The 25,529-nt window shown below is 38.5% G+C and carries 15 protein-coding genes and 1 tRNA gene; 2 read left to right on the top strand and 14 right to left on the bottom strand.

Features of this window, described 5'->3' with window-relative positions; genetic code table 11:
• Nucleotides 1-391 precede the first annotated feature (391 nt).
• On the top strand, nucleotides 392-2,302 hold the full coding sequence (locus H5087_RS05210) for an aminotransferase class V-fold PLP-dependent enzyme (protein ID WP_033021837.1): 1,911 nt from the start codon (nucleotides 392-394) through the stop codon (nucleotides 2,300-2,302).
• A 320-nt stretch (nucleotides 2,303-2,622) separates the two neighbouring features.
• On the opposite strand, the gene H5087_RS05205 is transcribed toward H5087_RS05210, so the two are convergent.
• The 11 genes from H5087_RS05205 to H5087_RS05155 all read right to left on the bottom strand — a co-directional run bounded on the left by H5087_RS05205 (nucleotide 2,623) and on the right by H5087_RS05155 (nucleotide 20,438).
• The gene (locus H5087_RS05205; protein ID WP_182671379.1) at nucleotides 2,623-5,655 is read right to left on the bottom strand and encodes a TonB-dependent receptor; all 3,033 of its coding nucleotides are present in this window, start codon (nucleotides 5,653-5,655) and stop codon (nucleotides 2,623-2,625) included.
• Between the two features lie 323 nt (nucleotides 5,656-5,978).
• Nucleotides 5,979-8,711 carry a poly(beta-D-mannuronate) lyase gene (locus H5087_RS05200; protein ID WP_182671378.1) on the bottom strand — a complete coding sequence of 911 codons (2,733 nt, stop codon included), beginning with the start codon at nucleotides 8,709-8,711 and terminating at the stop codon, nucleotides 5,979-5,981.
• Nucleotides 8,712-9,162: 451 nt separating this feature from the next.
• The gene (locus H5087_RS05195) at nucleotides 9,163-10,125 is read right to left on the bottom strand and encodes a class 1 fructose-bisphosphatase (RefSeq protein ID WP_002962277.1); all 963 of its coding nucleotides are present in this window, start codon (nucleotides 10,123-10,125) and stop codon (nucleotides 9,163-9,165) included.
• Nucleotides 10,122-11,204: a class II fructose-bisphosphate aldolase gene (gene fbaA / locus H5087_RS05190; RefSeq protein ID WP_024595189.1), complete on the bottom strand. Its 1,083-nt coding sequence runs from the start codon at nucleotides 11,202-11,204 to the stop codon at nucleotides 10,122-10,124. Before fbaA ends, H5087_RS05195 begins: the two co-directional genes overlap by 4 nt.
• Before the next feature lie 14 nt (nucleotides 11,205-11,218).
• Nucleotides 11,219-11,836 (bottom strand): bifunctional 4-hydroxy-2-oxoglutarate aldolase/2-dehydro-3-deoxy-phosphogluconate aldolase, encoded by a 618-nt coding sequence (eda, locus tag H5087_RS05185; RefSeq protein ID WP_002962275.1) that lies wholly within the window; start codon nucleotides 11,834-11,836, stop codon nucleotides 11,219-11,221.
• A gap of 428 nt (nucleotides 11,837-12,264) precedes the next feature.
• Complete coding sequence (locus tag H5087_RS05180) at nucleotides 12,265-13,197, bottom strand: sugar kinase (protein WP_024596888.1); 933 nt, start codon at nucleotides 13,195-13,197, stop codon at nucleotides 12,265-12,267.
• A gap of 74 nt (nucleotides 13,198-13,271) precedes the next feature.
• Nucleotides 13,272-14,579 (bottom strand): MFS transporter, encoded by a 1,308-nt coding sequence (locus tag H5087_RS05175; protein ID WP_002962964.1) that lies wholly within the window; start codon nucleotides 14,577-14,579, stop codon nucleotides 13,272-13,274.
• A 2-nt stretch (nucleotides 14,580-14,581) separates the two neighbouring features.
• A complete protein-coding gene (locus H5087_RS05170; RefSeq protein ID WP_002962963.1) occupies nucleotides 14,582-14,926 on the bottom strand; it encodes a cupin domain-containing protein in 345 nt (114 codons plus the stop codon).
• Nucleotides 14,927-14,931: 5 nt separating this feature from the next.
• Nucleotides 14,932-17,148, bottom strand: a complete 2,217-nt coding sequence (locus tag H5087_RS05165) for a heparinase II/III family protein (protein ID WP_182671377.1) — start codon at nucleotides 17,146-17,148, stop codon at nucleotides 14,932-14,934.
• Nucleotides 17,149-17,153: 5 nt separating this feature from the next.
• Complete coding sequence (locus tag H5087_RS05160) at nucleotides 17,154-19,412, bottom strand: polysaccharide lyase 6 family protein (RefSeq protein WP_165724343.1); 2,259 nt, start codon at nucleotides 19,410-19,412, stop codon at nucleotides 17,154-17,156.
• A gap of 147 nt (nucleotides 19,413-19,559) precedes the next feature.
• Nucleotides 19,560-20,438 carry an NAD(P)-dependent oxidoreductase gene (locus H5087_RS05155; protein WP_002962960.1) on the bottom strand — a complete coding sequence of 293 codons (879 nt, stop codon included), beginning with the start codon at nucleotides 20,436-20,438 and terminating at the stop codon, nucleotides 19,560-19,562.
• A 625-nt stretch (nucleotides 20,439-21,063) separates the two neighbouring features.
• On the opposite strand from H5087_RS05155, the gene gloA reads away from it, so the two are divergent.
• Nucleotides 21,064-21,465 carry a lactoylglutathione lyase gene (gloA, locus tag H5087_RS05150; RefSeq protein ID WP_024594782.1) on the top strand — a complete coding sequence of 134 codons (402 nt, stop codon included), beginning with the start codon at nucleotides 21,064-21,066 and terminating at the stop codon, nucleotides 21,463-21,465.
• A gap of 285 nt (nucleotides 21,466-21,750) precedes the next feature.
• Here the strand turns inward: gloA and H5087_RS05145 are convergent, their stop codons facing one another.
• The 3 genes from H5087_RS05145 to H5087_RS05135 all read right to left on the bottom strand — a co-directional run bounded on the left by H5087_RS05145 (nucleotide 21,751) and on the right by H5087_RS05135 (nucleotide 25,486).
• Nucleotides 21,751-22,017, bottom strand: a complete 267-nt coding sequence (locus H5087_RS05145) for a DksA/TraR family C4-type zinc finger protein (protein ID WP_002962957.1) — start codon at nucleotides 22,015-22,017, stop codon at nucleotides 21,751-21,753.
• 243 nt (nucleotides 22,018-22,260) lie between these two features.
• On the bottom strand, nucleotides 22,261-25,128 hold the full coding sequence (locus tag H5087_RS05140) for a pitrilysin family protein (RefSeq protein ID WP_182671376.1): 2,868 nt from the start codon (nucleotides 25,126-25,128) through the stop codon (nucleotides 22,261-22,263).
• A gap of 282 nt (nucleotides 25,129-25,410) precedes the next feature.
• A tRNA-Glu gene (locus H5087_RS05135) sits at nucleotides 25,411-25,486 on the bottom strand.
• Between the last annotated feature and the right edge of the window lie 43 nt (nucleotides 25,487-25,529).

The raw sequence follows: 25,529 nt of genomic DNA, 5'->3' as shown, positions 1-25,529 counted from the left end.
TAAAGTAACTCAATACTTCGAAAGAAAAGCGGTGATCATTAAATGATGATGGCACAATATTCGTAAGTAAAGAGCACATAACCTCAACAATTCAAAGTATAGATTATTAAGGTTCAAAGACTATAATTGGCACAAAACTGCCCATCAAATAGGTATAATTTTTATACTGCAGTGGTATAAAACTTAAAGGGAAGTATATTGTCGTTGATAATGATCAAAATCTTTATGCTTACGATGCAAACAGAAAACACATGAATTTCATTGCGCCTCTTATTTGTAGTAGCCAATTAAATAGAATAATTATTAGAACATTATCAAAGTATTAATTTCACAAGTTACACTCCTTTGGTTATGCTAGTGAGCATTATAAAATTATATTGCGAAACCCTCTATGCTACCTCTACTTCGTATCTTGATAATTGAGCAAGACCCAGCCACTTTACAAGGGCTTTCAACGAACCTATCAAAGACCATTCCTAACTTTGAGCGAGACGATATTCATATCGATATTATTGAATGCCTCGAGCTTAAACACGCGCTGGAATGTGTAGAGGAAGATGGTGATATTCAAGCCGTGGTTCTAAGCTGGGATATGCACAACAAAGTGGGTGAGCGGATGTATAGCCGCTTTATTGAAGATTTAAAGGCAATTCGTCTTGAGTTACCGGTTTATGTTATTGGCGACGACACTAAAGGGCTGGAAATCGTTAACGAATCAGAAGAAATCGAATCATTCTTTTTTAAAGATGAAGTGATTTCTGACCCAGAAGCTATTTTAGGTTATATGATTAACGATTTTGACGACCGCTCTGAAACACCATTTTGGACGGCATATCGTCGTTACGTTGGTGAAGCAAACGACTCTTGGCATACACCGGGTCATAGTGGGGGTTCTAGCTTTAGAAACTCACCTTACATCAAAGATTTTTATCAGTTTTACGGCCGCAATGTATTTGTTGGCGACCTGTCGGTTTCGGTAGACTCGCTAGGTTCATTATCAGACAGCACTAATACTATTGGTCGCGCCCAAGAATCAGCAGCGGCGACGTTTGAAGTTAAACACACCTACTTTGTTACAAATGGTTCATCCACCTCAAATAAAATCATCTTGCAGACGCTCCTGCGTAAGGGAGATAAAGTAATTGTCGACCGTAATTGCCATAAATCAGTACACTATGGCATCTTGCAATCAGCTAGTTACCCCATTTATTTGGCGAGTATCTTAAATCCAAAATATGGTATTTTCGCGCCACCGTCGTTGGCCGACATCAAGTTAGCAATTGAAAACAATACTGATGCTAAATTACTAGTGCTTACCGGTTGTACTTACGATGGCTTACTTAGCGACCTGAAACAAGTGGTAGATTATGCTCATCAATATGGTATTAAGGTGTTTATAGATGAAGCCTGGTTTGCATACTCTTTGTTTCATCCTAGCTTTCGTCATTATTCTGCGATACATGCTGGGGCTGACTACATTACGCATTCGGCGCATAAAGTAGTATCGGCGTTTTCTCAAGCGTCCTATATTCATATTAACGACCCCGATTTTGATGCCGATTTCTTTCGAGAGATTTATAGCATCTACGCCAGCACATCGCCAAAATACCAGCTTATTGCATCGCTTGACGTGTGCCAGAAGCAATTAGAGATGGAAGGCTATAAGCTGCTCAATGCGCTGCTAAATCATGTTGAAGAGTTTAAACAACAGATGGCCTCGCTTAAGCAAATTAAAGTATTAGCTAAGCAAGACTTTATGGAAATATTCCCACATTTTAGTGGTGATAACATGGGCCACGACCCATTAAAAATCCTTATTGATATTAGTGAGCTACCTTACTCATTAAAAGATATTCATAAATATCTACTGGATGAAATTGGGCTAGAGATAGAAAAATACACACACAGCACCATTTTGGTTTTACTGACGCTTGGCGGCACGCGCTCAAAAATAATTCGTTTGTACAATGCATTGAAAAAGCTAGACAGCGGTAAAGTAAAGCTGTCGAAATCGACACGTAGAGCTCGCTTACCTGAAAATTTACCAGCTATAGATTTGGCGTGTATTCCAAGCGATGCTTTTTATGGCGACCGCGAATCTGTGCCTATCAGTAAAAGCAACAACCGCATTTGTGCAGGTTTAGTTACTCCATATCCACCGGGCATTCCGCTTTTAGTCCCAGGCCAGCATATTACTGATGATCATGTTGAATATTTGCAAGAGTTGGCAAGCCAAGGGCTAACGATTCAAGGCAGTTTCGATGGTGAAATTTATGTTCTTAAGGGAAAAGTTAAAAAATAAAGGTATTGGTTTAATACTATCTCGAGCATTATTACTGGCGGCAGTGTCGCAAGACATTGCCGCAGTAACATTGAAGGTTTGTGTGAGTTTGAAGATCAAACGGGCTAGATTTTTTGTTTCCTTTGGGCTGTGAGTTCAGCCACTCAACAACATAAAATGTTGATGATAATTGGCAAGGTATTTTACTGTGTCGGATGCCGCTTCGCTTATCCGTCCTACACTGGCACATACCAGTCTACATAACTAATCTAACTTGAATTATAAACATGAAAAAAGGCGGTAAAACCGCCTTTTTAATGTTTATAATATTTTAACTATTATTACAGCTTGTAGCTTAAACCTAAGAATAAGCGTGGGCCGTAGTCATTCACTTCACCTAAGTTTCCTTCAACAAAGAAATCTTGTGATTTAGGTGCGCTGAACAAGTTAATTGCTTCTGCTTTAACTCTAAAGTGCTCATCAATTTTGTATGATGCGCGCATTTCCCATACGCCTACAGAATCAACATAACGAAGTCGAGTACCATTTGTAGTATATGGTTGGAAATACTCACTACGATATTTGTAAATAACGGCAGTATCAAACCCACCAATTTGGTAGTACAGCTGGCTGCTAAATACATGCTTTGAGAAGCCAGGTACTGAAGCCGACTCAACAATACCGTCAGTTAATTGTGTAGTATTACCGTCTACATCAGTAACAAACGTATCGCCGTATAAGCTATCTTGGAACTCAAAGTCAGTGTCTGCATAGTTGTAACCAAATTTCATACCGATGCCATTATCCCAGCGGTAAGAAAATGAAGCTTCTAGGCCTAGTATTTCACTGTCCTCGTCTGACGTAACAGAGTTGGTGATTGGTAGTGAAACTGTTTCACCGGCAACAGTAAAATCTTCAATTACTGTTTGTTGTTGAAAACCACCGTTGAACTGTTTGTAGTATAGGCTTAACGCTAAGATTGAATCTTCGTTAGGGTACCATTCAAACGCAGCGTCGTAGTTCCAAGACATAAGTGGTTGAGTGTCTGGATTACCAGAACCATTTACACCCACTAATAAATCGCTGATTGATGTTGCTGTACCTTCTGTATCTTCTTGGAATGTACGGCTATAGCCTAAATCAGATGGATCTGCGCGTGACATACCACGGTATATACCTGCACGGAATAAAATATCTTCACTGTAATCAATAACTAGGTTAAAGCTTGGTAAATACTTAGTGTAATCGCCACCACTTTTTATTTTATCCAGTGAACCGTTATCAGACTCAACTAGAGACAGTATACCTGTGTCACTTGTTACTACGTCAAAGCTATTTCTAAAGCCAATCGAAGTTACTTCTGTGTCTACAATACGAAGACCAAAGTTACCGCGAATGAATTTGCCAAACATTTCAGTATCGTAGTTAGCCATTAAGTACACTGATGTTGTTTTCTCTGTTACATCAATTGTACCTGCATTTTCATATTCAACTTCTGGGTAAGCAAACACACCATCAGCGTTAGAACCAGCTACAGCTTGTGAGAAACATACGTTATCGTATGTAGCCCATGATGAACCTGTACCGCTAGCTACAACGTTACCGTCGCTATCAATATTTGTTACGATATCGCCATCAGATACACTCGATAAAAAGCCTGATTCAGGAAAATCGATTTGACAACCTTGTAATACGTCAAGCGCTTCAGTACCAGAGTCTAGTGTAAATTCGTTTCTTGAACCGTTACCTTGGCTACCACCATACTGTAGGAAGGTCATTTCAGATGTTCTAATACCACCTTGAATACTTGTAATAACGTTGCCATCTAGCGCATAGTCAAAATCTAGTCGCGCTGAGATAACTTCGTTTTCACGAACATTTTCACGGTCAAGTCGTGTTCTTAGGCTATCTGTAAAGTTTGAAATATCTGTTACGTCAAAATCTGTCAATGTGAAATGAGGAATTTCATCGCCCATATCCCAAGAAAAGAAATTGCGACCTGATGTTCTACCACGATTAGATATTTGAAGTTCTTCACGTTCAGTTTTTGAATACGCTAAATCTAAGTCAACAGTTAATCTATCGGTAACTGTATGTTCTATATTTATGCCGTAACCTTGGTAGTTTTCTTCACGAGAAAATTGCTCACCCGCTGATTCAATACGCTCTTCACCTTCCCAATGTAAAATACCGCCTACATCGTTAGTTACAAGAGTTGGACCGGTTACACCTGGTGTTGCACGTTTTTGTAAAAAGATTAAATCGTGGCGTGCTTCTTGTTGTGTTCTATCTGAAATTTGTGCATCAAAGTTAATATCCCAATCAGCTGACGGTTGGTATTGCAGTGCAAAAAATACTGCATCACGTTCATCAGATGTCTCGTTTTGACGAAAGCTTCGGCTACTGCCAGTCCAAGCATAAGGAGTCCCATCACTTACTGCTTTACCTGTTTCTGGATCGATTTCTGTATCGTAACCTTGGTTGCTACTGCCATTAACTTGGTCTTCACAGTCGCCTGCGCTGCTTCGGTAAAAACCTTCATTGGTATTAGTCGGATCGTTTAAACACGCCCATAATGAAGAACCTGATGGGCTAGAGCTTCTGTATTCAGCCTCTGGTTGACTAATTTCTTGGCGCTGCACACCAAAAGACACACCAACGGCTTGGCCGTTATCAAATTCAAACTGATCAACATAACTAAACGTGCCACGGTAACCCGCGTCACTTTGCAGCGAGTTATCTACATTACCTTCATCAGGGTTGTAATTTAATTTAACCTCAGCTGATACGCGCTGTTTGCCAAAATCAAGTGGAGTTATAGTTTCAAGTGCAATAACACCTGCAACACCACCTTCAATCATTGACGCATCTTGCGTTTTATATATCGCTACTTTTTTTACAAGTTCAGAAGGAAACTGCGAAAAGTTAACTGAGCGGTCACCACTACCATTTGTCGCTTCACGACCATTAATGTGTGTTGCACTTAAAAATGGACCAAGACCACGGATAGTGATTTCTGTAGCACCACCGTTTTCACGGTGAGATGCAGCACCTGTAATTGATTCTAGTGCTTCACCGATAGACAGTGCTGGTAAATCACCAATATCTTCAGATGACAGGCCATCAACTACTGTTGTTGCTTCACGTTTAATTGCTATTTGATCTTGTATCGTTCTACGTGTACCTGTAACACTAATTATTTCAACGTCTTCTTCAACTTCTGTCGCTTTTCCCTGATCTTCCTGTGCGCTTGCTGTAAATACGCAAGAACTTGCCATACCTGCGATGACCGCTGTTCTTACCCATTTTGCAACTGGGCGCATTGCAAACTGCCCTGTTGTAGAATTATTGTTATCTCGTGACTTCAACGACATTTGAATTCTCCGCTGGTTGTTGTTGTGTGATTTTAGTGTGTTAGCTTGTTATGCTGATGTATATTTTATGTGACCTTTGACATTAATATACTTAAACCCAGCACGATGATCAACCAATTTGACGTTTTAATATTACCATAAGGTATACCAATTTTAACTTAACGGCATTACCAGTAGGTCAGGCAGGTTTTTTACTAGAATATAAATAGCTCTAAACTAGTCCATAAATGAGTTATGGAGGCTAAAAAAGCGTGGTGAAAAGTATAAATAATAAAAAAGCCCCAAATTTGGGGCTTTTAAAAGTTAACTGATTAATTGGTTACTTAATCGTTTTGTATTTTCCATGTAGATCCAACACCTACTTCAGATGATTGAATATAATGAAGACCTTTAGCACCCGCCTCTGCCTGAAGGCCTGCAGGGTCAGTTTCTAATAACGTACTTGCTGCTGTAACGTACTCAAGCACTTCTTTACCGTTAGTTGCTGGGTCTTGGTCAATTGCACCATCAGTATCGAATGCGCCATTACCATTTAGTTTTCTAATTTCAACCCAGTCACCGCTTGCATCGCCTGATACTCGACTATCCATATAACCAAAGTTATTACTTAGCACCGAACTATCATGATTAATTAAGTCACAGTCATATTCAAAAGCATGGTCACTTTCAAGTGTATTTGGGTAAAATAGGCCTTGAGTTGTGGCACTGCTGTTTATTGTATCTGCGTCTGTTTGATCGCCTAAACCGTTTGCAATTAAATTTCCATTAAAGTTTATAACAAACGCATTTTTGGTCAGCCCGTATAGTACCGGTGCATTCGCTGCGGTTAACTCATCGCAATCACTTGCTGGTGCTTTAGGGCCTATTTCCGTACTAAATACAATAGGTTGCTGTGAGTTCAAAACCGTATTGTTTGTTACATTTAGTGTAAAGTCGCCAGCGCTATCAAGCACAGCTTGGTTACCTGAGTTTGGCACACCGCCATCAGCTTGTGAAAATGGGTTAGCTGTAAATACAATACCGCCCGCTTCTTTATTACCAGAACGAATACCTGCAATGTAGTTGTTACTCACGGTGTGACCAAGTGGTGTGATCAATACCCCAGCAGGTCTATCGCTTGAGCTTGCAATATCTGTAGTACGAATAATAATGTTGTCTGTAACACTATTAAACCCACCATCTTCTAATGAAATACCACCATTAGGATTTACGATTGTATTGCCTTTGATGGTTGCGCCAGAAGTTTGTACACGCATTAAACGACGACCCGTTACAAAGTTTTCTACGCGGTTATACTGAATAGTAAAGTTTGCGTTATCAGCTGCACCACTACCCGTTGTACTACCTGCATTGATTAAGTATAGACTTGATTGATCAAAGTTTGGATTATCACTGTCACTAAATAAATTATATTGAATAACGTGATCAGAGCTTGATGATGATATTTTTATCACAGACCCTTTTTCTGCTACATTTCGATTAGAGAATGTATTTCGTTCAACCAACGCACTTTGACCTTTTATCATCAGCCAATGGTATTCAGAGTTATTGAGTGTCGCTTCTTCTCCATCCATCGTGTTTTGCGAAAAAGTAAAGTTATCCCCTTCTGAGTAAATAACAGCACCTTCTTCGGTTTCACAAAATGCACCCGCTTTAGTATCTATATTCTTAAAGGTAAGCCCTGTTAACCCAGCGCCATCTACTCCAGCAGCTACATGCACACATACTTCACCACTAAGTACAGGAGTTTGACCTTCTACAGCGCGAAGCGTTACTGCACTGGTTAATAAAATTGCGTCCATATCAGCATAAACACCGGTGTTTAAACCAATAACATCACCGTCAGCTAAACCGCCACTTATAGCACCAAGGAGTGCTTCAGGGTTACTAACTAATTGAGTGTAAACCAGTGTATCAAGTGAGTTTGTAACCTCACTCGCAAAGCCATCATTATCTGTATACGTGGCTTTTACTGACATTATTGAGCCAGCGTAATCAGAAGGCGTAAATGTTTTACTATTGCTCCCTGCTATTTCAACACCATCAGCAGACCAAGTATAAGTAACGTTAGCCTCTTCAACGCCGTTGTTATCAGTTATCTCAGCGGTTAACTCGCCATTTGTTAAATAAGGCACTACACCCATAATGGCTACGCTACCGGCTTCATCAACCGCAACAGCAGAAACAGCAATTGTTTCCTCTGATGTATTATCCTCGATAAACCCATTATCATCTGTATAAGCAACCTGAACACTTATCTTTTGACCTAAAAGTGATGCATCAACTGTAAAGGTGCTCTCTATTGCGCCATCTATCTCTTGTGCGTCAGCAAGCCATTGATAAGTAATATCTCCTGTCGCCCCATCGGTATCATTAATTTCTGCTGTTAATGTATTTCCAACAGTTGGCGTGCCGCTAATTGTAACTTCACCTTCTGAGTTTGTTCGTGCGACAACCTCTGTACCGGCTGAAGTTACAGACTCGTTAAACCCACGGCTATCTTCAAAAGATGCACTAACTGTAATAACTGTACCAAACTGTGCGTCTGTTAACGTGAGCGTTGAAAGTGCTTCATCAGCAATTTCTACGTCATCTGCAAACCATTTATAAGTTACTGTATCACCATCAAAGCCATTGTCGTCAGCTACATTAGCAGTTAGTTGCGAACCAACTAGTGCGTCACCTGTAATAGTTAAACTTGCAGGAAATGCGATTGCGGCAACATCTGCGGTTGGTTCTGTAATATGCGATTCATTAATACCGCCATCATCGGTATAAAGCCCTTGAACTGTAATTGGTAACCCTATCTGATCGTCAGTCAATGTAAATGAAGCGCTATTTGCACCAGCAATTGCCTCACCATCTGCATACCAGTAGTAAGTCACGTCACCTGAGATACCATCAGGGTCACTAACTTCAGCTGTTAATGTTTGTCCGCTTGTAACAGTTCCACTAAGAGCAATAGAGCCCAAGTTGTTGTCATTGTTGTTTGAGTTTGTGTCACAACCAACGATTGCAGCTGCAATAGCGCATAGCGCAAAATGTTTGAATTTCATGGTGGCTCTATTCTCCAAATTTATAGTTTTAATATTTGGCCATCTATTGTGTGTGTTACCAAATAAATCATGTGTTTATTACCAAATTTATTTAAATTGCAAATAAATTGTTAACCAACTTGGTAATATAACCACAATAAAATAAGTTTTTCCACTATCCCCACCTAATTAAATAACAATAAACAAACACCAAGTTAACCTTGGGCTTTTATTTTTGGTTGAAAATTGAATTCAATTGTGAAAAATAACGTTAAAGATACATAGCGTTATAGTAAAAACTTAGTTTTATATAGGGTTTAGTAAGTAATATTATTAAATATATGTGAAGTATTCTTATTTGAAGACAATAAGAAAAGAAGTGAGTTTGTATAAAGAGGATGATTTACAAAGAGAATTAAAATTAAGGGTAAAACAAGGGGCAATTTTCTTACCCCTTTTTTTGAGTGCTGTTTTATAACATGGCGTTATTATAAAACTCTACAGGCTCATTTGAACCCAAAGCAACAGGCACACGCTGGTGCAAGCTAGTTGGCGCAATATCTAAAATTCGCGTTCCTCTAGAGGTTGCTTTACCACCTGCGTTTTCAACTAAAAGTGCTAACGGGTTTGCTTCATAAAGCAGTCTTATTTTTCCGTTATCGTTACCACTGCGTTTATCTTGTGGATACAAAAATAACCCGCCTCGGCATAAAATACGATGAACGTCGCCTACCATCGCTGCATTCCAACGCATTGAGCTTTTTTCAAAGCTTTCACAGGTGTATAGCAATTTATCAAAATACACTTGTGTTGGTTCGTCCCAGTAACGGTAGTTAGCCATATTAACGGCAAATTCACGACTTTGTTCTGGCACACTTAACTGCTTATTTGTCAGTAAGTAACCGCCATGTGTTGAGTCTAACGTATAACAACGCGTAGGACCGCCAGTACTCATTACAAGTAATGATGAAGGGCCGTATAACACATAGCCTGCACATACTTGATTTACACCGGGCTGACTAAATTGCTCGTCGCTATCAAAAGGAACATCATCACGGGCTAAGTAAATAGTAAATATAGTGCCTATTTGCCCATTAACATCAATATTAGAAGAGCCATCTAACGGGTCAAAAGCAACAATAAACTTACCTTCAGGGTGGCCACCTACCGCATGATCTTCTTCCTCTGATGCAACAGATCGTACACTGCTGTCGTCAAGTAGGATGTCTTTAAGTAGTTGGTTTGCGATTACATCAAGCTTTTTTTGAACTTCACCTTGAACGTTTTCATTCAAAGTTGAGCCTAAAACACCGGCTAATTCACCTTGGCTTACTCGAAAAGCAATTTCTTTACTGGTCGCTAAAATTGTGCGAATAAGTAAAATAAGATCGGTATCTACACCGTCTTCTTTCAATACTGTATTTAATCTTTTCATGCGCTATACCTGTTTACACAATTTAGATCGTCAAAGCATTGCTCTAGCCTTGCAACCATACTTTGCTCTGAATGACGCAACCATACACGAGGGTCATAGTATTTCTTGTTTGGCTTATCATCCCCTTCAGGGTTACCAATTTGCCCCTGTAGGTATGCTTGCTTGTCTTTGTAGTAATCTAAAATACCTGTCCAACACGCCCACTGCGTATCGGTATCAATATTCATCTTCACTACGCCATACGTTAAAGACTCTGCAATTTTACTGTACTCAGAACCACTACCACCATGAAAAACAAAGTTAATTGAGTTGCTTGGTAGATTAAATTTTTCTGATACGTAAGCTTGTGAATCTTTTAAAATAGTTGGCGTAAGAACAACGTTACCCGGTTTATATACACCATGAACATTGCCAAAAGAGGCTGCAATTATAAAGTTAGGGCTAATACGACTTAAGCGTTCGTAAGCAAATGCAACATCTTCAGGTTGAGTGTATAAAGCAGAACTATCTAAGTGTGAGTTATCAACACCGTCTTCTTCACCACCCGTGCAACCAAGCTCAATTTCAAGCGTCATACCTATTTTTGCCATACGCGTTAAGTAACGTTCACAAATTTCGATATTTTCTTCTAAAGGCTCTTCTGACAGATCAATCATATGTGAGCTAAACAATGGTTTGCCAGTCAGTTCAAAGTGTCTTTCACCTTCATCAAGCAAACCATCAATCCAAGGTAGTAGCTTTTTAGCTGCGTGATCAGTGTGAAGCATCACTGCTACTTCATAATGTGCTGCCACTGAATGTACATATCTTGCAGCACTTACCGCCCCAAGCACAGCTGATTGTTGCTCTGGTAAAGATAAGCTTTTACCACAAAAAAATTGTGCTCCACCATTAGAAAGCTGAATAATAACGGGCGAGTTTTTCTTTTTAGCAGCTTCTAGAGTCGCATTTATAGATGTTGTACTAACAACATTTACCGCTGGCAACGCATATTGATGTGTACGTGCATGCTCGTACACAGCACTTACTTCGTCGCCAACGATTACGCCTGGTAGTATTGTTGGGGCTAAATAATTCATTTATGAAATCCTTTCTATTTTAAAGCCTGGATACAAGAATCAGTAATTGCTTGCCAATTTTCTTGTTCAACCCATTCTTTTTTCGCTATCCAAGTACCGCCAACGGCGAATACATTATTTAAAGAAAGATAGTCCATTTTGTTACTTTCGCTAACGCCACCTGTAGGACAAAAGCTGACTGCTCTAAATACTGACGACACAGCTGACACAAAAGGAGCGCCACCAGCAAGCGATGCTGGGAATAATTTTTGCTCTTCAAAGCCATACTCAAGCGCCATTAAAATATCACCGGTGTTTGATACACCAGGAAGTACCGGCACATTACATTTAGCAAGTGCTTCAAGTAACGCAGGAGACACCGCTGGGGTTACAATAAAATCAGAACCCGCTTCAAGTGCTTGCTCCAAAATATCAGTATTGATGACTGTCCCTGCACCTACTTTTAGCTCAGGCACCTGTGCTTTAATAGCTTTTAATGCCTCTATTGATGCCTCTGTTCTTAGCACTACTTCAACTAAAGTAAGCCCAGCATTGGCCATAGCTTTCGCTATTTGAACACCTTGCTCTGGAGTATCTGCTTGAATTATAGGTAGCAGTGTTTGTCCTGCCATAAGTTCAGAAAAGCGAGTCATAACGTTGTTCCTTTATAAAAAGTAATGCGGCCGAGGTATGGCGGCCTTTAATGTTTGTTTAACCTGAACTCTAGATAATAAATCTATCTCAAGCAGCTATTTTCAGCGCTAACTGTGTTGAATTTACTTGCAATAGGCCCGCTATTGACGCGTAAATCCGCCTTGTTTTCACTGAAAATCTCTAGCTAGAGAAAATAATTTTAAATATCACCATGATTCAATATGTTAGTAAATCTCTTAACCAGAGTTCAGGTTAATTATTTTGTTATACCAATTGCATTAAATTAATGAGTTATTATAGCGACAAGAAAATAGCTCAATAACAAGGCTAAAATTATGATACATAGTTGTTCTATATAAATAATTTTTAACGTAGTTAGTGAGTTATTTAATACGCTAAGGTGATCATGTTTTTAATAAAATTGGTATCACATGCCAGCTTCAGCCATTGCTAGCTGAAATATATCTTTTGGAGCAATAGCACCTGGTTGCTGTATAACAGTCCCTGCCGCTTTTGCAGCAAGTTGCACGGCACTTGAAATTGATTTATCAGATAAACGTGCACCTAAGTAAACACCGTTAAAGGCATCGCCTGCTGATGTTGTATCTACAACGTTTTTGACCGGTACAATAGTGTGGCTTTGAAGCGTATCGCCCTCTTTTGTCACTACCGATTCAGGGCCATTTTTAACAACAATTTCTTCAATTTGGTAAGGCTTTAAATATTCAACAACTGCTTCTACGCTATGAACGCCATAAAGTGTTGTTAAATCTTCAACGCCTGGTAGGGTAATATCTGCAAACGTAAAGGCTAAATGATATTGCTCTTTAGTTTCCTCTACACTATTCCACAAACGTGCTCTATAGTTAGGATCAAAAACGATTTTAACCCCAGCATCTTTAAGCTGCTTTACAACTTTCCAAAAGTCTTCACGTGCACTTTCTTCAATTATTGCTAATGAAATTCCTGAAAAGAAAAACATATCACCTTGGCTAAGCTGCTCGAGTGCATCAGCATCTAAAAAATCAACAACCTTTTTAGCTGCAGAATCATTGCGCCAATAAATAAAGCTACGCTCACCATGCTCATCAGTTTCTATGTAGTACATACCAGGTACTTTGGTGTCGTGAGCAAATACAAGTTGCGTATTTATTTGTTCACTCTCAAAGCGTTCTAGCATTTTTTTACTTAAATTATCTTGACCTAAAGCCGTAACAACCGAAGTAGTAACCTGCGGGAAGCAACGTTTTAAATACACTGCAGAATTATAAACATCGCCTGCAAATGATTGGTGTAGTGTTGCCGCGCTCATAGCTCTAAGCTCGACCATGCATTCACCGATAAAGTAAATATTTTTCATCTTGGAAGTTACCCTATGTAGTTAACTGCTATGCACATATACAAAATATGTTGGCATAGCAGTTATTATCTAGATTATTGAGGCTTTTTAAGAGGTTCTATTTTTGGAATTAAAATCCAAACAGCTGCCATTGCAATGATGGCTAAAGAAGCACCAATTACAAATGCTGGTGTGTAGTTACCATCAGCAGTAAGAAAAGGTACTAGCGATGTAAGACCTACAGCACCAAGCTTTGCCGCCATACCAGAAAAACCTGATAATGTACCCACTGCTTTTTTACCTAACAAATCACTTGGTAGTGTTTGCACGTTACCAATTGCAGTTTGAAAACCAAATAAGATAACAGCCATAATTAGTACCGCTGTTGTTGGTCCGCCTGGATTTGCCATTGCAAGTAGCGCTGGTAACATAATTAAACAACCCAGCGTAATAGTAAGCTTACGTGTTTTATCTGTATTCCAACCTGCTTTGAGTCGATTTTGAGCCAATAAACCACCAAACCAAGCACCAAACATAGCGCCAACATAAGGTACCCAACCGTATATACCAATAGATTTAACATCCATACCGTATACTTCATTTAGGTAAATAGGGATCCAAAATACAAATAACCACCAAATTGGGTCAATTGCGGCAGAGGCAATGATTACACCCCAGCTTTGCTTACGAGAAAGTAACTCAGCAGTTGTAGGGTTATATTCCTCTTCGTCTTCACCAGTTACATCACCGTTGTCATCAACACGTCTTTGACCCGTTAAGATATATTCACGTTCTTCGGCAGTCAGCCAAGGATGTGAGCTAGGCGGTGCTTTAACTAAAATTAACCATGGAACTAACCAAAGGAAACCTAATGCACCAACAAAAACAAACACCATTTGCCAGCTAAAGTAGATAGTTAAATAAGCAATTAAAGGAATAGCAATAATACCGCCAATAGCAGCGCCAGAGTTAAAAATACCCTGTGCTAAAGCACGTTCTTTAGTAGGGAACCATTCTGCGTTACCTTTAGCTGCACCAGGCCAGTTACCGGCTTCTGCTACACCTAAGATTGCGCGAAAAATACTAAGACTAAGTACACCTTGTGCAAATGCATGCGCAACGGTTGCAATAGACCAAACACCTATTGATAGCACAAAACCGAAGCGTGTGCCCACCCAGTCAAATATTTTACCAAAGATTGCCTGACCAAATGCATAAGCAAATACAAACACAATAGAAATATTAGCGTATATTTGTTTGCGTTCTAGCGCTGATTCATCAGGAAATAAATCTTCAACAATGTCCGGCCAAAGCACACTAAGTGCTTGGCGGTCGATATAGTTAATAATGGTAGCTAGCGCTATTAGCGCTATAACCCACCAACGTAAGCCTTTAAGTTGCATAATTAATCCTCAAGAAAGTCTTCACGCGCTGGGCTAAAAGTATCAATCAGGATTCCGCCTGTCGGGCAGGTAGCTCCATGATCAGCAAATGGTGGGATTAAGCAGCTATCACCCGGTTTTAAGATTTTAGTTACGCCATCAATGTTAAAGTGAAACTCACCTTCAACAACATACGTTACTTGAGAATGTCTGTGAGCATGGTTATAACCAATAGCCCCTTTCTCAAACCAAATTTTAACAGCCATTAGCTCTTCGTTATAACCTAGCATTTGACGTTTTAGACCATTTCCTAAGTCTTCTATTTCGGTCTCGTTACCAAATGAAAAGTTTGCGCTTTGCTTTTGCATCCTATTTACTCCTGATTATTGTTCATCATATAAACGCCTAATCGGCCATTTAAAGTGAACTCTTTATTTTGATAATTGAATGTGTTTTTAGCTGATGTTTGTGCTTTATTAATTGCCACTAAATATGAGTTGCCTTTAATATCAAGTTCAACAAGTGTTAAATTGCCCTGCTGACTATATTCAAGCTTTGTAACTCGACTAACAGCTTCTAGGGTATATTCTTTACTTGGGTTGTACTCACCATGTGGCTCTAATACAGATATAAACTTATGTTGCTTTTGACCCTCAACACGACGAATAAAACCATTTTCGTTGCGTAAATTAAAGTGAGGGTCATTTGCGCCTATTTGAGTAAACAAGAAAGACTCATCACCTTTAACCAAGCTCGTTTGCGTATAAAAACGACCATTTTCGTTTAGCCACGTTACTTTAGCTAAACCACTTTGAGGTTGCGCTTGAGCTTTAAGCCATAAATGTTGGTAGCCATTTTTAGTACCTAGCGCAGACAGCTGCGTTGCATTCGCTTTTAGCTCAAAGCTGGTATCTATAAGCTGACCTTTATAATGCAAAGGCAAATCAAGCTGATGTGCTTTATTTGCAACAACATCAAATATATCAAGTGCAACTGTGCTTTGTAGTTCAGGTAAGTTAATAAGTGCAAGCGTACGCTCAAGATCAACGCCTTTATAAGCTGTGCTTATTTCGCCGCTTGAAACCGTGCCGTATTCATTCGTTTCGAAAAAGTTAAGTGCAGGGTAATTACTATTTCCTACTTCAACATTTGCATTAAAATGCGTTGTTTCGTCAACCACTACCGTATTGTGCGCAACAGTGTGTTTAGCGTAAGTTTCGTTTTCAGGTAAATAACGACCGCCGTATTTAGCTTCTACATTTAAAAAACGTGCTGCGCCATAATCAGATACAATTTCATTTCCGTGGTCGTAAAACTGCCATGTTAATTTATCAAAATGACCATGGCCCAAACCTTGTGCAGCAGGTTTAAACAGTAGCGCTTGATCGCCACCTACCTGCGTTCTCATTACAACTAGAGCACCTTGTTTACCGTCATTACCATCACCGAAGGCAACGGATTTAAACGAATAAGGTTTTGCCATGTTGTTATCAAGTGCTTGAGCTACTTTTAGCCCATCACCAGAGAGAATTATTTGGTCTTGTTGCTTAGCAATATCTAAATAACCTGCATCGTTGGTTAAGCCATACGCTGCCGTTACCCCATTTACTAACTCAATGGTATCGATGCCTTTACTTTTTATTGCATCGTTAATTGGGAAGAACAAACCGTTGTAGCTAAGTTGAATCGTCGTATCAATCGCTTTTAATAATATGCCATCGCGATATTCAAAGATTTTTCGTTGTGGTTCGTTGTTTTCAATCGCTTTAGCAAACGTTACAAATGGTAATAGTGCAAAGCGTTGATAGTAAGGACCTTCGTTATAGTAACCTTGTGGTGAAAACAGCATCTCTAGCTGCTTAATAAAGCCACCCTTACCCGACTTTTCTAAATCGTATAATGATTTTTCTACCCACTCAGGTTCACCTAATACATACCCTGCCATGCCAACACCCGCTGTTGCCCATGTTCCATGGTTATGTACTTTATTAAATGTAGACGGTTGGCCTACAGATGTGAACAACGAAACAGGACGGAGTAAGTCATTCTCGATTGTTTTAATATTATCGGCATTTAACGAGTCATAAATTAGATCATAAGCTTGTATTGTGTACACAAGCCACATTGCTTCATTTAGGCTTTGCCAAAAGAATTTCCCTGGGTTTTGCGAGTCCATTTTACGTTTTGGATGCAGACCAAGCGTTGGGTATAATTTTGCGTACTCAAGCAACATATCACGTACATAGTTTGCGTATTTATCATCTTGGCTTAATTGATAAATAATGCCCGCGTTGTACATAAGTTGGTAATTCTTCTTATGGCGCTCATGTGTATAACCACCACCGCCATCTTTTGGAACGGGTACAGTGATAGGCTGTGCAATTTGTTCATCTACTTGCGCTTTTAGCGATTCAAACGCAGTAGCAAACTTTGTGCTACCGTTGCTACTAATTGCTTGGCGCATTTGCTTAACATCATCAGTAGTAATCACTAAGTTTGGGTGCGCTGCATGCGCCCCCAGTGATGTAAGTAATGTAATTGCAGCTACAGCAGCTATTTTAAAACGTGTTTGGCATTTTAATAAGTACATAGTATTTACCCTGCCTTATTTAAAATGTTGTTATTTTTTAATACTGCCGTGTGTGGGCCTTTAACTCTTAACTCTTTAACATTTGGTGCTTTAGTTGCATCAAATGTATTGCCTGAGATTTCAGTTTTAGGCTCGCCTACTGTGTGCTCTACAACAATAGGAGCAGATTTAACAAATTTATTATCTTTAATATTAGTAACCTGAACACCGTGAACATAAATGCTCGCTTGCTCTTTGTTACGCTTACCAAGGCCAACGTTATTAAGCGTGTTATTTGTCATTTCAAAATGAGGACCAAATGTGCTTTCATCAGTGCCACCACGGTAAAGCTTAAGTACACCGCCTTCTACATCATTAAATGTATTATTATTGACAATAACGTATTCCGCGTTATAAACACCTAAGTCTTCAATTTCAGTATTTAGACGTAAAATGTCACCTGTTACTGTATTAAAGGTATTACCTGTAACAATAATTTCGTCAGCCATTGCACCTTTACCAGTGATAAAGAAATGGAATGAATGATTAATATCTAAAGCATTTAACTCTGAGTTGATCATTACAAAGCGGTAATTATCAACCATACCCCATTTTTGCGTACGAACAATGCTGTTACCTATTGCATCTGGCGCGTTTTCACCTGAAATTGATAAACCATCTAGTTTTAAGCTGCCGCCATCATGTATTTCAAACAAGGTAGAGCGTTGAAAAGTAAGTTTAGCCTTTGCGCTCTGCTTTGCTTTAATTGTCAACGTTTTATCAATTTTAACCAGTTTAGACACATCATACTGGCCAGGCGCTAGTTCTAGAACATCGCCCGACTCTGCATTATCAATAGCATCTAGTAATGCACTTACATCAGCTTTAACAGAATGTGTCTTACCAGAATCAAAATCAACTAAAGCAGGTACTTTTGCATACCAACTAACACCGGTATCTTCTTTTTTAAGTACTTTTAAATCGCGCTTTGCACCTACATTTAAACTTTTAGATGTTGGGTAAAGTAGACCATTACTTGCTTTTTCAAGCGTGATTTTATCTTTTTTTACACCGTACGTTAGCTCAGAAAGCACTTTTGTATCTGCAATGTTGTTACTTAATACTAACCCACTTACATCGTCGAATGTTGTAAATGGCTGTTCACCATTTTGGTTTATGATTAAGTTGTTTTTCATTACGCTATTTTTTGGGGCTGCGCTACGCTCAGCATCGCTACCTGCAGCAAGTTGAATATGACGCACATTTATAAATGTGTTGTTTTCAATCGTCGCATTTTCTACTTGGTGATAACGATTAATAGATGAATTTGGTACGCCGTTCATCACAGTAAAACCACTGCCAAAACGATAGCCTGTTAGGCCTTGTAGGTAGTTATTTCTTACAATTTGATCTTTATTGATAACGCGGATACCACCTGTGTGATCAACACCATTACCAATGAAGATATTTTCTTCTATAAGATTGCCATTACCATGGCGCAGCGTTAATGTACCGCGCGCTTCATAAAATACGTTATTACGAAGGATGTTTTTACCTGATTTAACCGAAACAATTTCGACTTCACCATTGGTACGTTCAAAGTAATTATTTTCAACCAATGTATGCGAATCAGTTAGTGAGTAATGGCTTGTGCCAATACGCAGGGTTTCACCACCGTTAGAACCAAAAGTAGGACGGTAGCCAAAATAGTTGTTATCTATACGATGATAGTTTTCCTGGCTTGCTTTAGTGTTTAAACGAACAGCAACTGTCACACCTTTATTTCGTTTGCCAACTAAATGACTATGATCAAAGCGGTTATGTTGTCCATATAAGGCAACCCAATAATCAGACTCTCGCTTGTCTGGATTACTGTAATTATCGATTACTGTTTGAGTAACTCGTGAATTGTAGGCTAATTCATTTTTATTTTTACGAAATTCTATTACAGCTGAGCTCGGTGTGTAGCCGTCTTTAAATACTAAACCAGAAGCTTCAAGGTATTTACCTGCAAGTCTTAGGTTAGATTGACCTGATAGAATTACTTTTCCGTTAGTTTCAGCGGTTAATATAATAGGAGAGTTTTTTGTACCTTGGCCTTCAAGTAAAATTTCGAAGTCAGACCAAGTACCATTTTTAAGTACTACTTTGTCGCCAGCAACTAGATTAGCTGCGATATCATTAAAAGCTTGTTTATTTTCTATAAAATAATCTTTGGCCGCTACTTGTGTGGATATGCAACCGATGAGAACTAGACTAAGCTTTATTGTATTAATCAAACGCATAGTTAACTCTTTTTCGTTGTGACTGAAAGTAGTGCTTCATCAGAATTAAAAAAAGCTGACATTGCACAAAGACTTTAGTCAATTGGTGTCATGTGTGTTAAAGCGCTTTAAGTTAAAGCTCAAAGCGCTCAATAAGGTCGAGAAGTATTACTTTTCTAACTTTTTGAAGTAATCAAAAATTTCAGGAACGTTACCTTGACCCATACCAGCGTCAAACGCTGCTTGTAGGTTAGCTGATGAACCTTCAGCGATTTTTGATTCAGTACCTAGGTCTTCTACCATTTGTAGGAAGTAGCCTAAATCTTTGTTTGCATTAGCAATCGAGAAACCAAGGTCGCTAACATTATCAACTGCATAGTTTTTACAAAATTGCATAAACGGTGAGTTAGATGGGCCAGTCGACATAATGTCAAAAAGTTGTTGACGGTCAACACCAGCAAGCTCTGCCACTGCAAATGCTTGTGACATAGCACATACTGTCGTCATGCCCATGAAGTTGTTGATAAGCTTAGTTGTATGACCTGCACCTAGCTCGCCAAGATGGAAAACGTTTTCACCTTGATCTTCCAGTACTGGTTTAACTTTATTGAATGTATCAATATCGCCTGCAGCCATAATGTTTAAAAGACCGTCTTTAGCATGTGCTGGTGTACGACCTAGTGGCGCGTCGATCATGCCTGCGCCTTTAGCTGCTAAATCAGCACCAATTTTTTTAGTAGATGATGGGATAGAAGTACCAAAATCAACTAATACTGCACCTTCTTTAATACCCGCTAGGATACCGTCTTCTGCGTAAACAATTTTTTCTACAACGGCAGACGTTGTAAGACAAAACATAACAATATCTGAACCTTCAGCTAGCTCTTTTGCAGTGCTTGCTGTTTTTGCGCCTCTAGCAACACATGCTGCAACCGCATCTTTGCTAAGGTCCATAACAATTAGCTCATAGCCTTTGTTTTGTAAATTTTCGGCCATGTTGCCGCCCATTAAGCCTAAGCCGATGAAACCGATGACTGGTTTTGACATGAATAACTCCTAAATATGTGGCGCATACTTTTATAAGAACAAGTAAAATTTACTCTATAAATACGCTGTGTCTTTTGTTTCAATTTGTAGAGTAACTTTAAGCCTGAGTTATTTATTAATTAACCTGTGCAAAACGTAACTCTGATTAATTACCAATACATTGTATTCACTCAAACCAAGTAACTTACCAATTGGTATGCAAAAACTGTATTACCATACGACTTTTTTGTCAACCAATAAGTTAACCAAGCAAGCGCCATATTTTTACAAATCACACAATAATAAATTTAATAATCTATAAAAACAGATGGTTACATAGCAATGACACAATTAAGCAAAGGTTAACTTTTGTTGAACAATCAGTAACTTTTTTTATACTAATAGGTTGACCAATAATTGAGTACTGGTTATTTAAATATCCAAAATTTAATAAAATGATTCATTAATTGGTAATTTATAAAGGTCGAACTCAAACTGTTTTAAGCCCACTCTCATATTAAGGTTGTGATTTATATATAATGCCTACATATATGGCTAATACATATAACCCCCCTAAAACGCGCTTAATAATAGCGCTTAATTAAAAATATCCTTAACTTTGAATAAATAACTAAAGGAACTAAAAATGCGTTTATTACATACTATGCTTCGTGTAGCCGATTTGGATAAATCAATTGCTTTTTATACTGAAATATTAGGTATGAAAGAATTACGCAGAGCTGATAACAGTGAATACAGATACACTCTTGCCTTTGTTGGATATGGCGACGAAGCAGATAACACAGTATTAGAGCTAACTTATAACTGGGACGAGGATAGCTACGACCTTGGTAATGGATATGGTCATATTGCTATTGAGTTTGATGATATTTACAAAGCATGTGCAGATATTAAAGCTGCTGGTGGCAATGTAAGCCGTGAACCAGGGCCTGTAAAAGGCGGTACTACTGAAATTGCTTTTGTAAAAGACCCAGATGGCTATGCAATTGAGTTAATTCAGAAAAAAGAAGACATGAGTAAATTTTAAATTACTTAATAACTAATTTAAGTTATAACAATTTGCTTAATGCCAATCTGCTTATATATGGGGTCTATTTAACGTTAAGAAAATTACGCTAGAACTAGGCCAAAATTTTTGTATCTAGTTGTTCTAAATAAAAAATTTTTAACGACGTTATAGTGCAATTTAATTCGTTAAATTGATCAAAGATTTATGCTGGTTGGTATAACTATGGAGGGGTTTAATTTTATATATTGTTCAAATGGTTATGCAGATTGGTACTAAATAAAAGGTGCTTTGCAGCACCTTTTTTTAACGCAACTGACTATCTTTACTACCACGCCTATTAAACGATTTAGCGCTGGCACCATTACCTTCTATTGCAGCTTGGCATGCAACACAGTAGCGAACTCCTGGTAGCGCGAGCCTTCGTGCTTGTGGGATTTTTTCATCGCACTCGTCACATAGCTCAGCACTTGCACCAGATATTAAATTGCTTCTTGCATACTGTACGGCGTCGTTAACACTTGCATCAATTTGATCTTGAATTGCACCGTCTCGTGCCCACCCACTTGCCATAAATCCTCCTAATAAAGTTGGATGTCTAAATTTATGCTACCAAATTGAATCTTTATAAGTACTGAATAATAAAGCTAGGAATGGGGTGTTATTTGAAGGCTTAAACTACAAAATTATATTTTATATCAAAAAAAAGACGCTGTAGTTGTTCCTTGTAATCTACTTTCAAAAAGATCAACACTCTAAAATCAGGCAAAAAAAAGCAGCTAAAAAAGCTGCTTTGTAATTCTAATTATTTAAATGTTAAAGACTGTAGTCAACAACCTTCATACCTAATTTTTCAAGCTCTGGGCGAAGTGTTTTAGCATCACCCACTACTAAATAAATCATATCTTTAGTGTTTAAGTGTTTTTTAGCTAAGGCGTTAACTTCTTCTTTGCTAATATTGCTAACAATCTCATTTCTTTCTTTTACAAAGCTAGGTTTTAAATCGAACTCTAATATTTGTGCTAAAAAGCCAAGTTTTGCATTAGGCGTTTCGTATTTAAGCGCATCTTTTTGATTGATAGCTTTACGCATAAACATAAGCTCTTCATCAGTGACACCGTTTTGAGCATAGTTATTAAGCTCATTAGTAAACTCTGTAATAGACGCTGCAGTAGAGTCGGCTCTCACCGCTGCAGAAGCTGTAAAGCCACCTGATGTTTTATCACCCCAAAAACGAGAGCGAGCACCGTAAGTGTAGCCTTTATCTTCTCGTAAATTTAGATTGATACGGCTGTTAAACGTGCCACCAAATGCAAAGTTCATTAAGTTAGCTTTAAAAAACTCACCTGTAATGTCTTCAACCATATCGCGTTTACCAATACGAATTTCTGATTGAGGGGCATCTGGTTTATCAACCAAATAAATTACATTAGTTTCTACTTTAGGTTCACTGAAATCAACCGCTACTGGGCTCGATTTACCTTGCCAGTTTGCAAGTGTAGCTTTAACCTTTGGCTCAATTTTTGACTCTTTTAAATCAGAAACAATAATGACTTGCGCGCCCTGTGGTTTAAAGTTTGCGTTATAAAAAGCTTTAACGTCATCTAATGTAATAGCCTCAATACTATTAAGCGTTCCAGTACTTGGAAGTGCAGCTATATTGTCGCCATATAGTAATTTGCTGTATGTATTAGATGCTAAATACCCTGCATCCTTCATTGAATGTTGAATATTTTGAATGATTTGCTTTTTATTACGCTCAAAGTCATCGGCATTAAATGCTGGTTTAAATAATTTCTCTTCAACAAGCTTTAGCGTTGCATCTACATTTTTGGTTAAGCTAGAAACATACACATTTGTATGTGTTTTATCTGAGTAGATACTTACCTGGCTACCCAGTTTTTCAAGCGCGTTACTCATTTGCTCTGTAGTGTAGTTTTGCGTTGACTCGCTCATTAACGATGCAGTCATTGACGATAAACCCACTTTACTAGCTTGCTCATTATACAAGCCACCCGGAACTTTAATGAAAATAGCGGTGGTTGGCGTTTCTGTACTTTGCGTACCTAATATTTTAATACCGTTTTCGGTCTTAGTTTGCCAAAGAGAAGGAACATCAACAGCAGGATTTGCGCCGGCTATAGGGTGAACACTTCGATCAAATGTATCAACAGCTCTTCGTGCCACTAAATCATCAGCTGAAGTTGTAGATGGACCTCCAAAATCATGCGCTTTAGGCGTAAAGTTGTCTGGGGCAGCTATAAGTTGAGTTTGACCTTCTGGAACAACACTCATAATAACGGCAGATTTACCTTTGATATATTGATTAAAAACACGCATAACATCAGCTTTTGTAACTTTGTTATAACGTGAAATCTCATCTTTAGCTGAGTTTGGGTTACCTGTAAACGTTTCAGATGCGGCTAGTTGAGAGACTTTTCCTGATACGCTTTGCAGACCAAAAATTGCACCCGACTCTATTTTAGCTTTTACTTTATCTAAATCATCTTGTGTAACGCCACGCTCTTCAAATTCAACAAATGAATCACGAATGATTTTTTCCATATCAGCTAACGTTTTCCCTGCTGTAGGATTTGGTAAAGCATAAAGACTAATTGAACACGCTAACTCTTGGCATGGATGATTTGCACTTGCTTGAACAGCAAGTTGAGTTTTAACTAGGTTTTTGTATAGTAGTGAATTATTACCTCCACCTAATATTTCAGCAAGTATATCAAGAGGTGCTTCATCTTCAGAGCGAGCGTAAGTCGTTGGGAAACTCATACTTAATAAAGGTAAGTGAACCTTATCTTCCATTGAAATATATCTGTCGGCATTTAGTGTTACCGCTGTTTTTTCAACTTTAGGTATTTCAGGACCTTTTGGGATTGGTGCAAAGTATTTAGTAACTAATGGCAGTATTTCATTAGCGCTGATGTCACCACCAATGGTAAGCGTTGCATTATTTGGTCCGTACCATTTTAAAAAGAATGCTTTTAAATCATTTACATTTACGCGATTTAAATCGTCCATAAAACCAATTACAGGCCATGAATATGGATGGCCGTCTGGATACATCGCTTGAGCAACACGTTCACCTAAACGACCATAAGGGCGATTATCAACACGTTGGCCGCGCTCGTTTTTTACTGTTTCGCGTTGTACTTCAAATTTTTCTTGGGTTACAGCATCGAGTAAAAAGCCCATTCGATCAGCTTCTAGCCACAACATTTTTTCTAATTGATTTACTGGTACTGTTTCAAAATAGTTTGTTCTATCTGAGTTAGTTGTACCATTTAAAGTACCGCCTGCTTCAGATATTATTTTAAAATGTTCCTCATCAGCAACATTTTCTGAACCTTGAAACATCATATGCTCAAAAAAGTGAGCAAAGCCTGACTTACCCAACTCTTCGCGAGCAGAACCAACGTGGTATGTTACATCAACGTGTACTAAGGGATCTGAATGATCCTCATGCACAATTACAGTTAAACCGTTATCTAGTTTATATTTTTTATACGGTATGTTGATTTCACCTGCATTAGATTTCACTGATTCAATAAGTGTAACGCCAGGAATTGATGTTTCTGTAACAATATTTTTATCAACAGCTTGAGTTGAGCTATTACATGCAGCCAACCCTGATGCAAGTAAAACAGCAAGTGCAATTTTTGTGAGTTTCATTTTTTAGTCCATATTTAAATTAACTCAATGAGTTTAAAGACTAATTAAAAGTACAACAAGGAATATGGAGCGATTATGGATTTGGTTTTGTAACAAAGTGTAAATAGATTGATATAAAAATGAAGTATAAAATGAGGGTATTAATTTGTGGTTTTATTCTAATAACACTGCACTTTCCTATCTAAGTAGTAAATGACATATCTAAGAGATTGGTACTCTTGATAACGTCGTGCATAGAGAGTGCGGTGTCACACTGCTTTACGCAATACTTAAAATAGTAAGTGGCGTCCCCAAGGGGATTCGAACCCCTGTTACCGCCGTGAAAGGGCGGTGTCCTAGGCCTCTAGACGATGGGGACACATAAATGTGTCACTAGGACAACTGAATTTTTAGACTCGTTT

Source organism: Pseudoalteromonas sp. SR43-7 (assembly GCF_014163785.1).
Lineage (GTDB): Bacteria > Pseudomonadota > Gammaproteobacteria > Enterobacterales > Alteromonadaceae > Pseudoalteromonas > Pseudoalteromonas distincta.
The sequence above is the reverse complement of the archived record's forward strand: the minus strand, read 5'-3'. Positions and strand labels throughout refer to the sequence as shown.

Coding starts and splice junctions, on each gene's coding strand:
- H5087_RS05210 (WP_033021837.1), top strand. CDS start 392: ATGCTACCTCTACTTCGTATCTTGATAATTGAGCAAGACCCAGCCACT.
- H5087_RS05205 (WP_182671379.1), bottom strand. CDS start 5,655: ATGTCGTTGAAGTCACGAGATAACAATAATTCTACAACAGGGCAGTTT.
- H5087_RS05200 (WP_182671378.1), bottom strand. CDS start 8,711: ATGAAATTCAAACATTTTGCGCTATGCGCTATTGCAGCTGCAATCGTT.
- H5087_RS05195 (WP_002962277.1), bottom strand. CDS start 10,125: ATGAAAAGATTAAATACAGTATTGAAAGAAGACGGTGTAGATACCGAT.
- fbaA (WP_024595189.1), bottom strand. CDS start 11,204: ATGAATTATTTAGCCCCAACAATACTACCAGGCGTAATCGTTGGCGAC.
- eda (WP_002962275.1), bottom strand. CDS start 11,836: ATGACTCGCTTTTCTGAACTTATGGCAGGACAAACACTGCTACCTATA.
- H5087_RS05180 (WP_024596888.1), bottom strand. CDS start 13,197: ATGAAAAATATTTACTTTATCGGTGAATGCATGGTCGAGCTTAGAGCT.
- H5087_RS05175 (WP_002962964.1), bottom strand. CDS start 14,579: ATGCAACTTAAAGGCTTACGTTGGTGGGTTATAGCGCTAATAGCGCTA.
- H5087_RS05170 (WP_002962963.1), bottom strand. CDS start 14,926: ATGCAAAAGCAAAGCGCAAACTTTTCATTTGGTAACGAGACCGAAATA.
- H5087_RS05165 (WP_182671377.1), bottom strand. CDS start 17,148: ATGTACTTATTAAAATGCCAAACACGTTTTAAAATAGCTGCTGTAGCT.
- H5087_RS05160 (WP_165724343.1), bottom strand. CDS start 19,412: ATGCGTTTGATTAATACAATAAAGCTTAGTCTAGTTCTCATCGGTTGC.
- H5087_RS05155 (WP_002962960.1), bottom strand. CDS start 20,438: ATGTCAAAACCAGTCATCGGTTTCATCGGCTTAGGCTTAATGGGCGGC.
- gloA (WP_024594782.1), top strand. CDS start 21,064: ATGCGTTTATTACATACTATGCTTCGTGTAGCCGATTTGGATAAATCA.
- H5087_RS05145 (WP_002962957.1), bottom strand. CDS start 22,017: ATGGCAAGTGGGTGGGCACGAGACGGTGCAATTCAAGATCAAATTGAT.
- H5087_RS05140 (WP_182671376.1), bottom strand. CDS start 25,128: ATGAAACTCACAAAAATTGCACTTGCTGTTTTACTTGCATCAGGGTTG.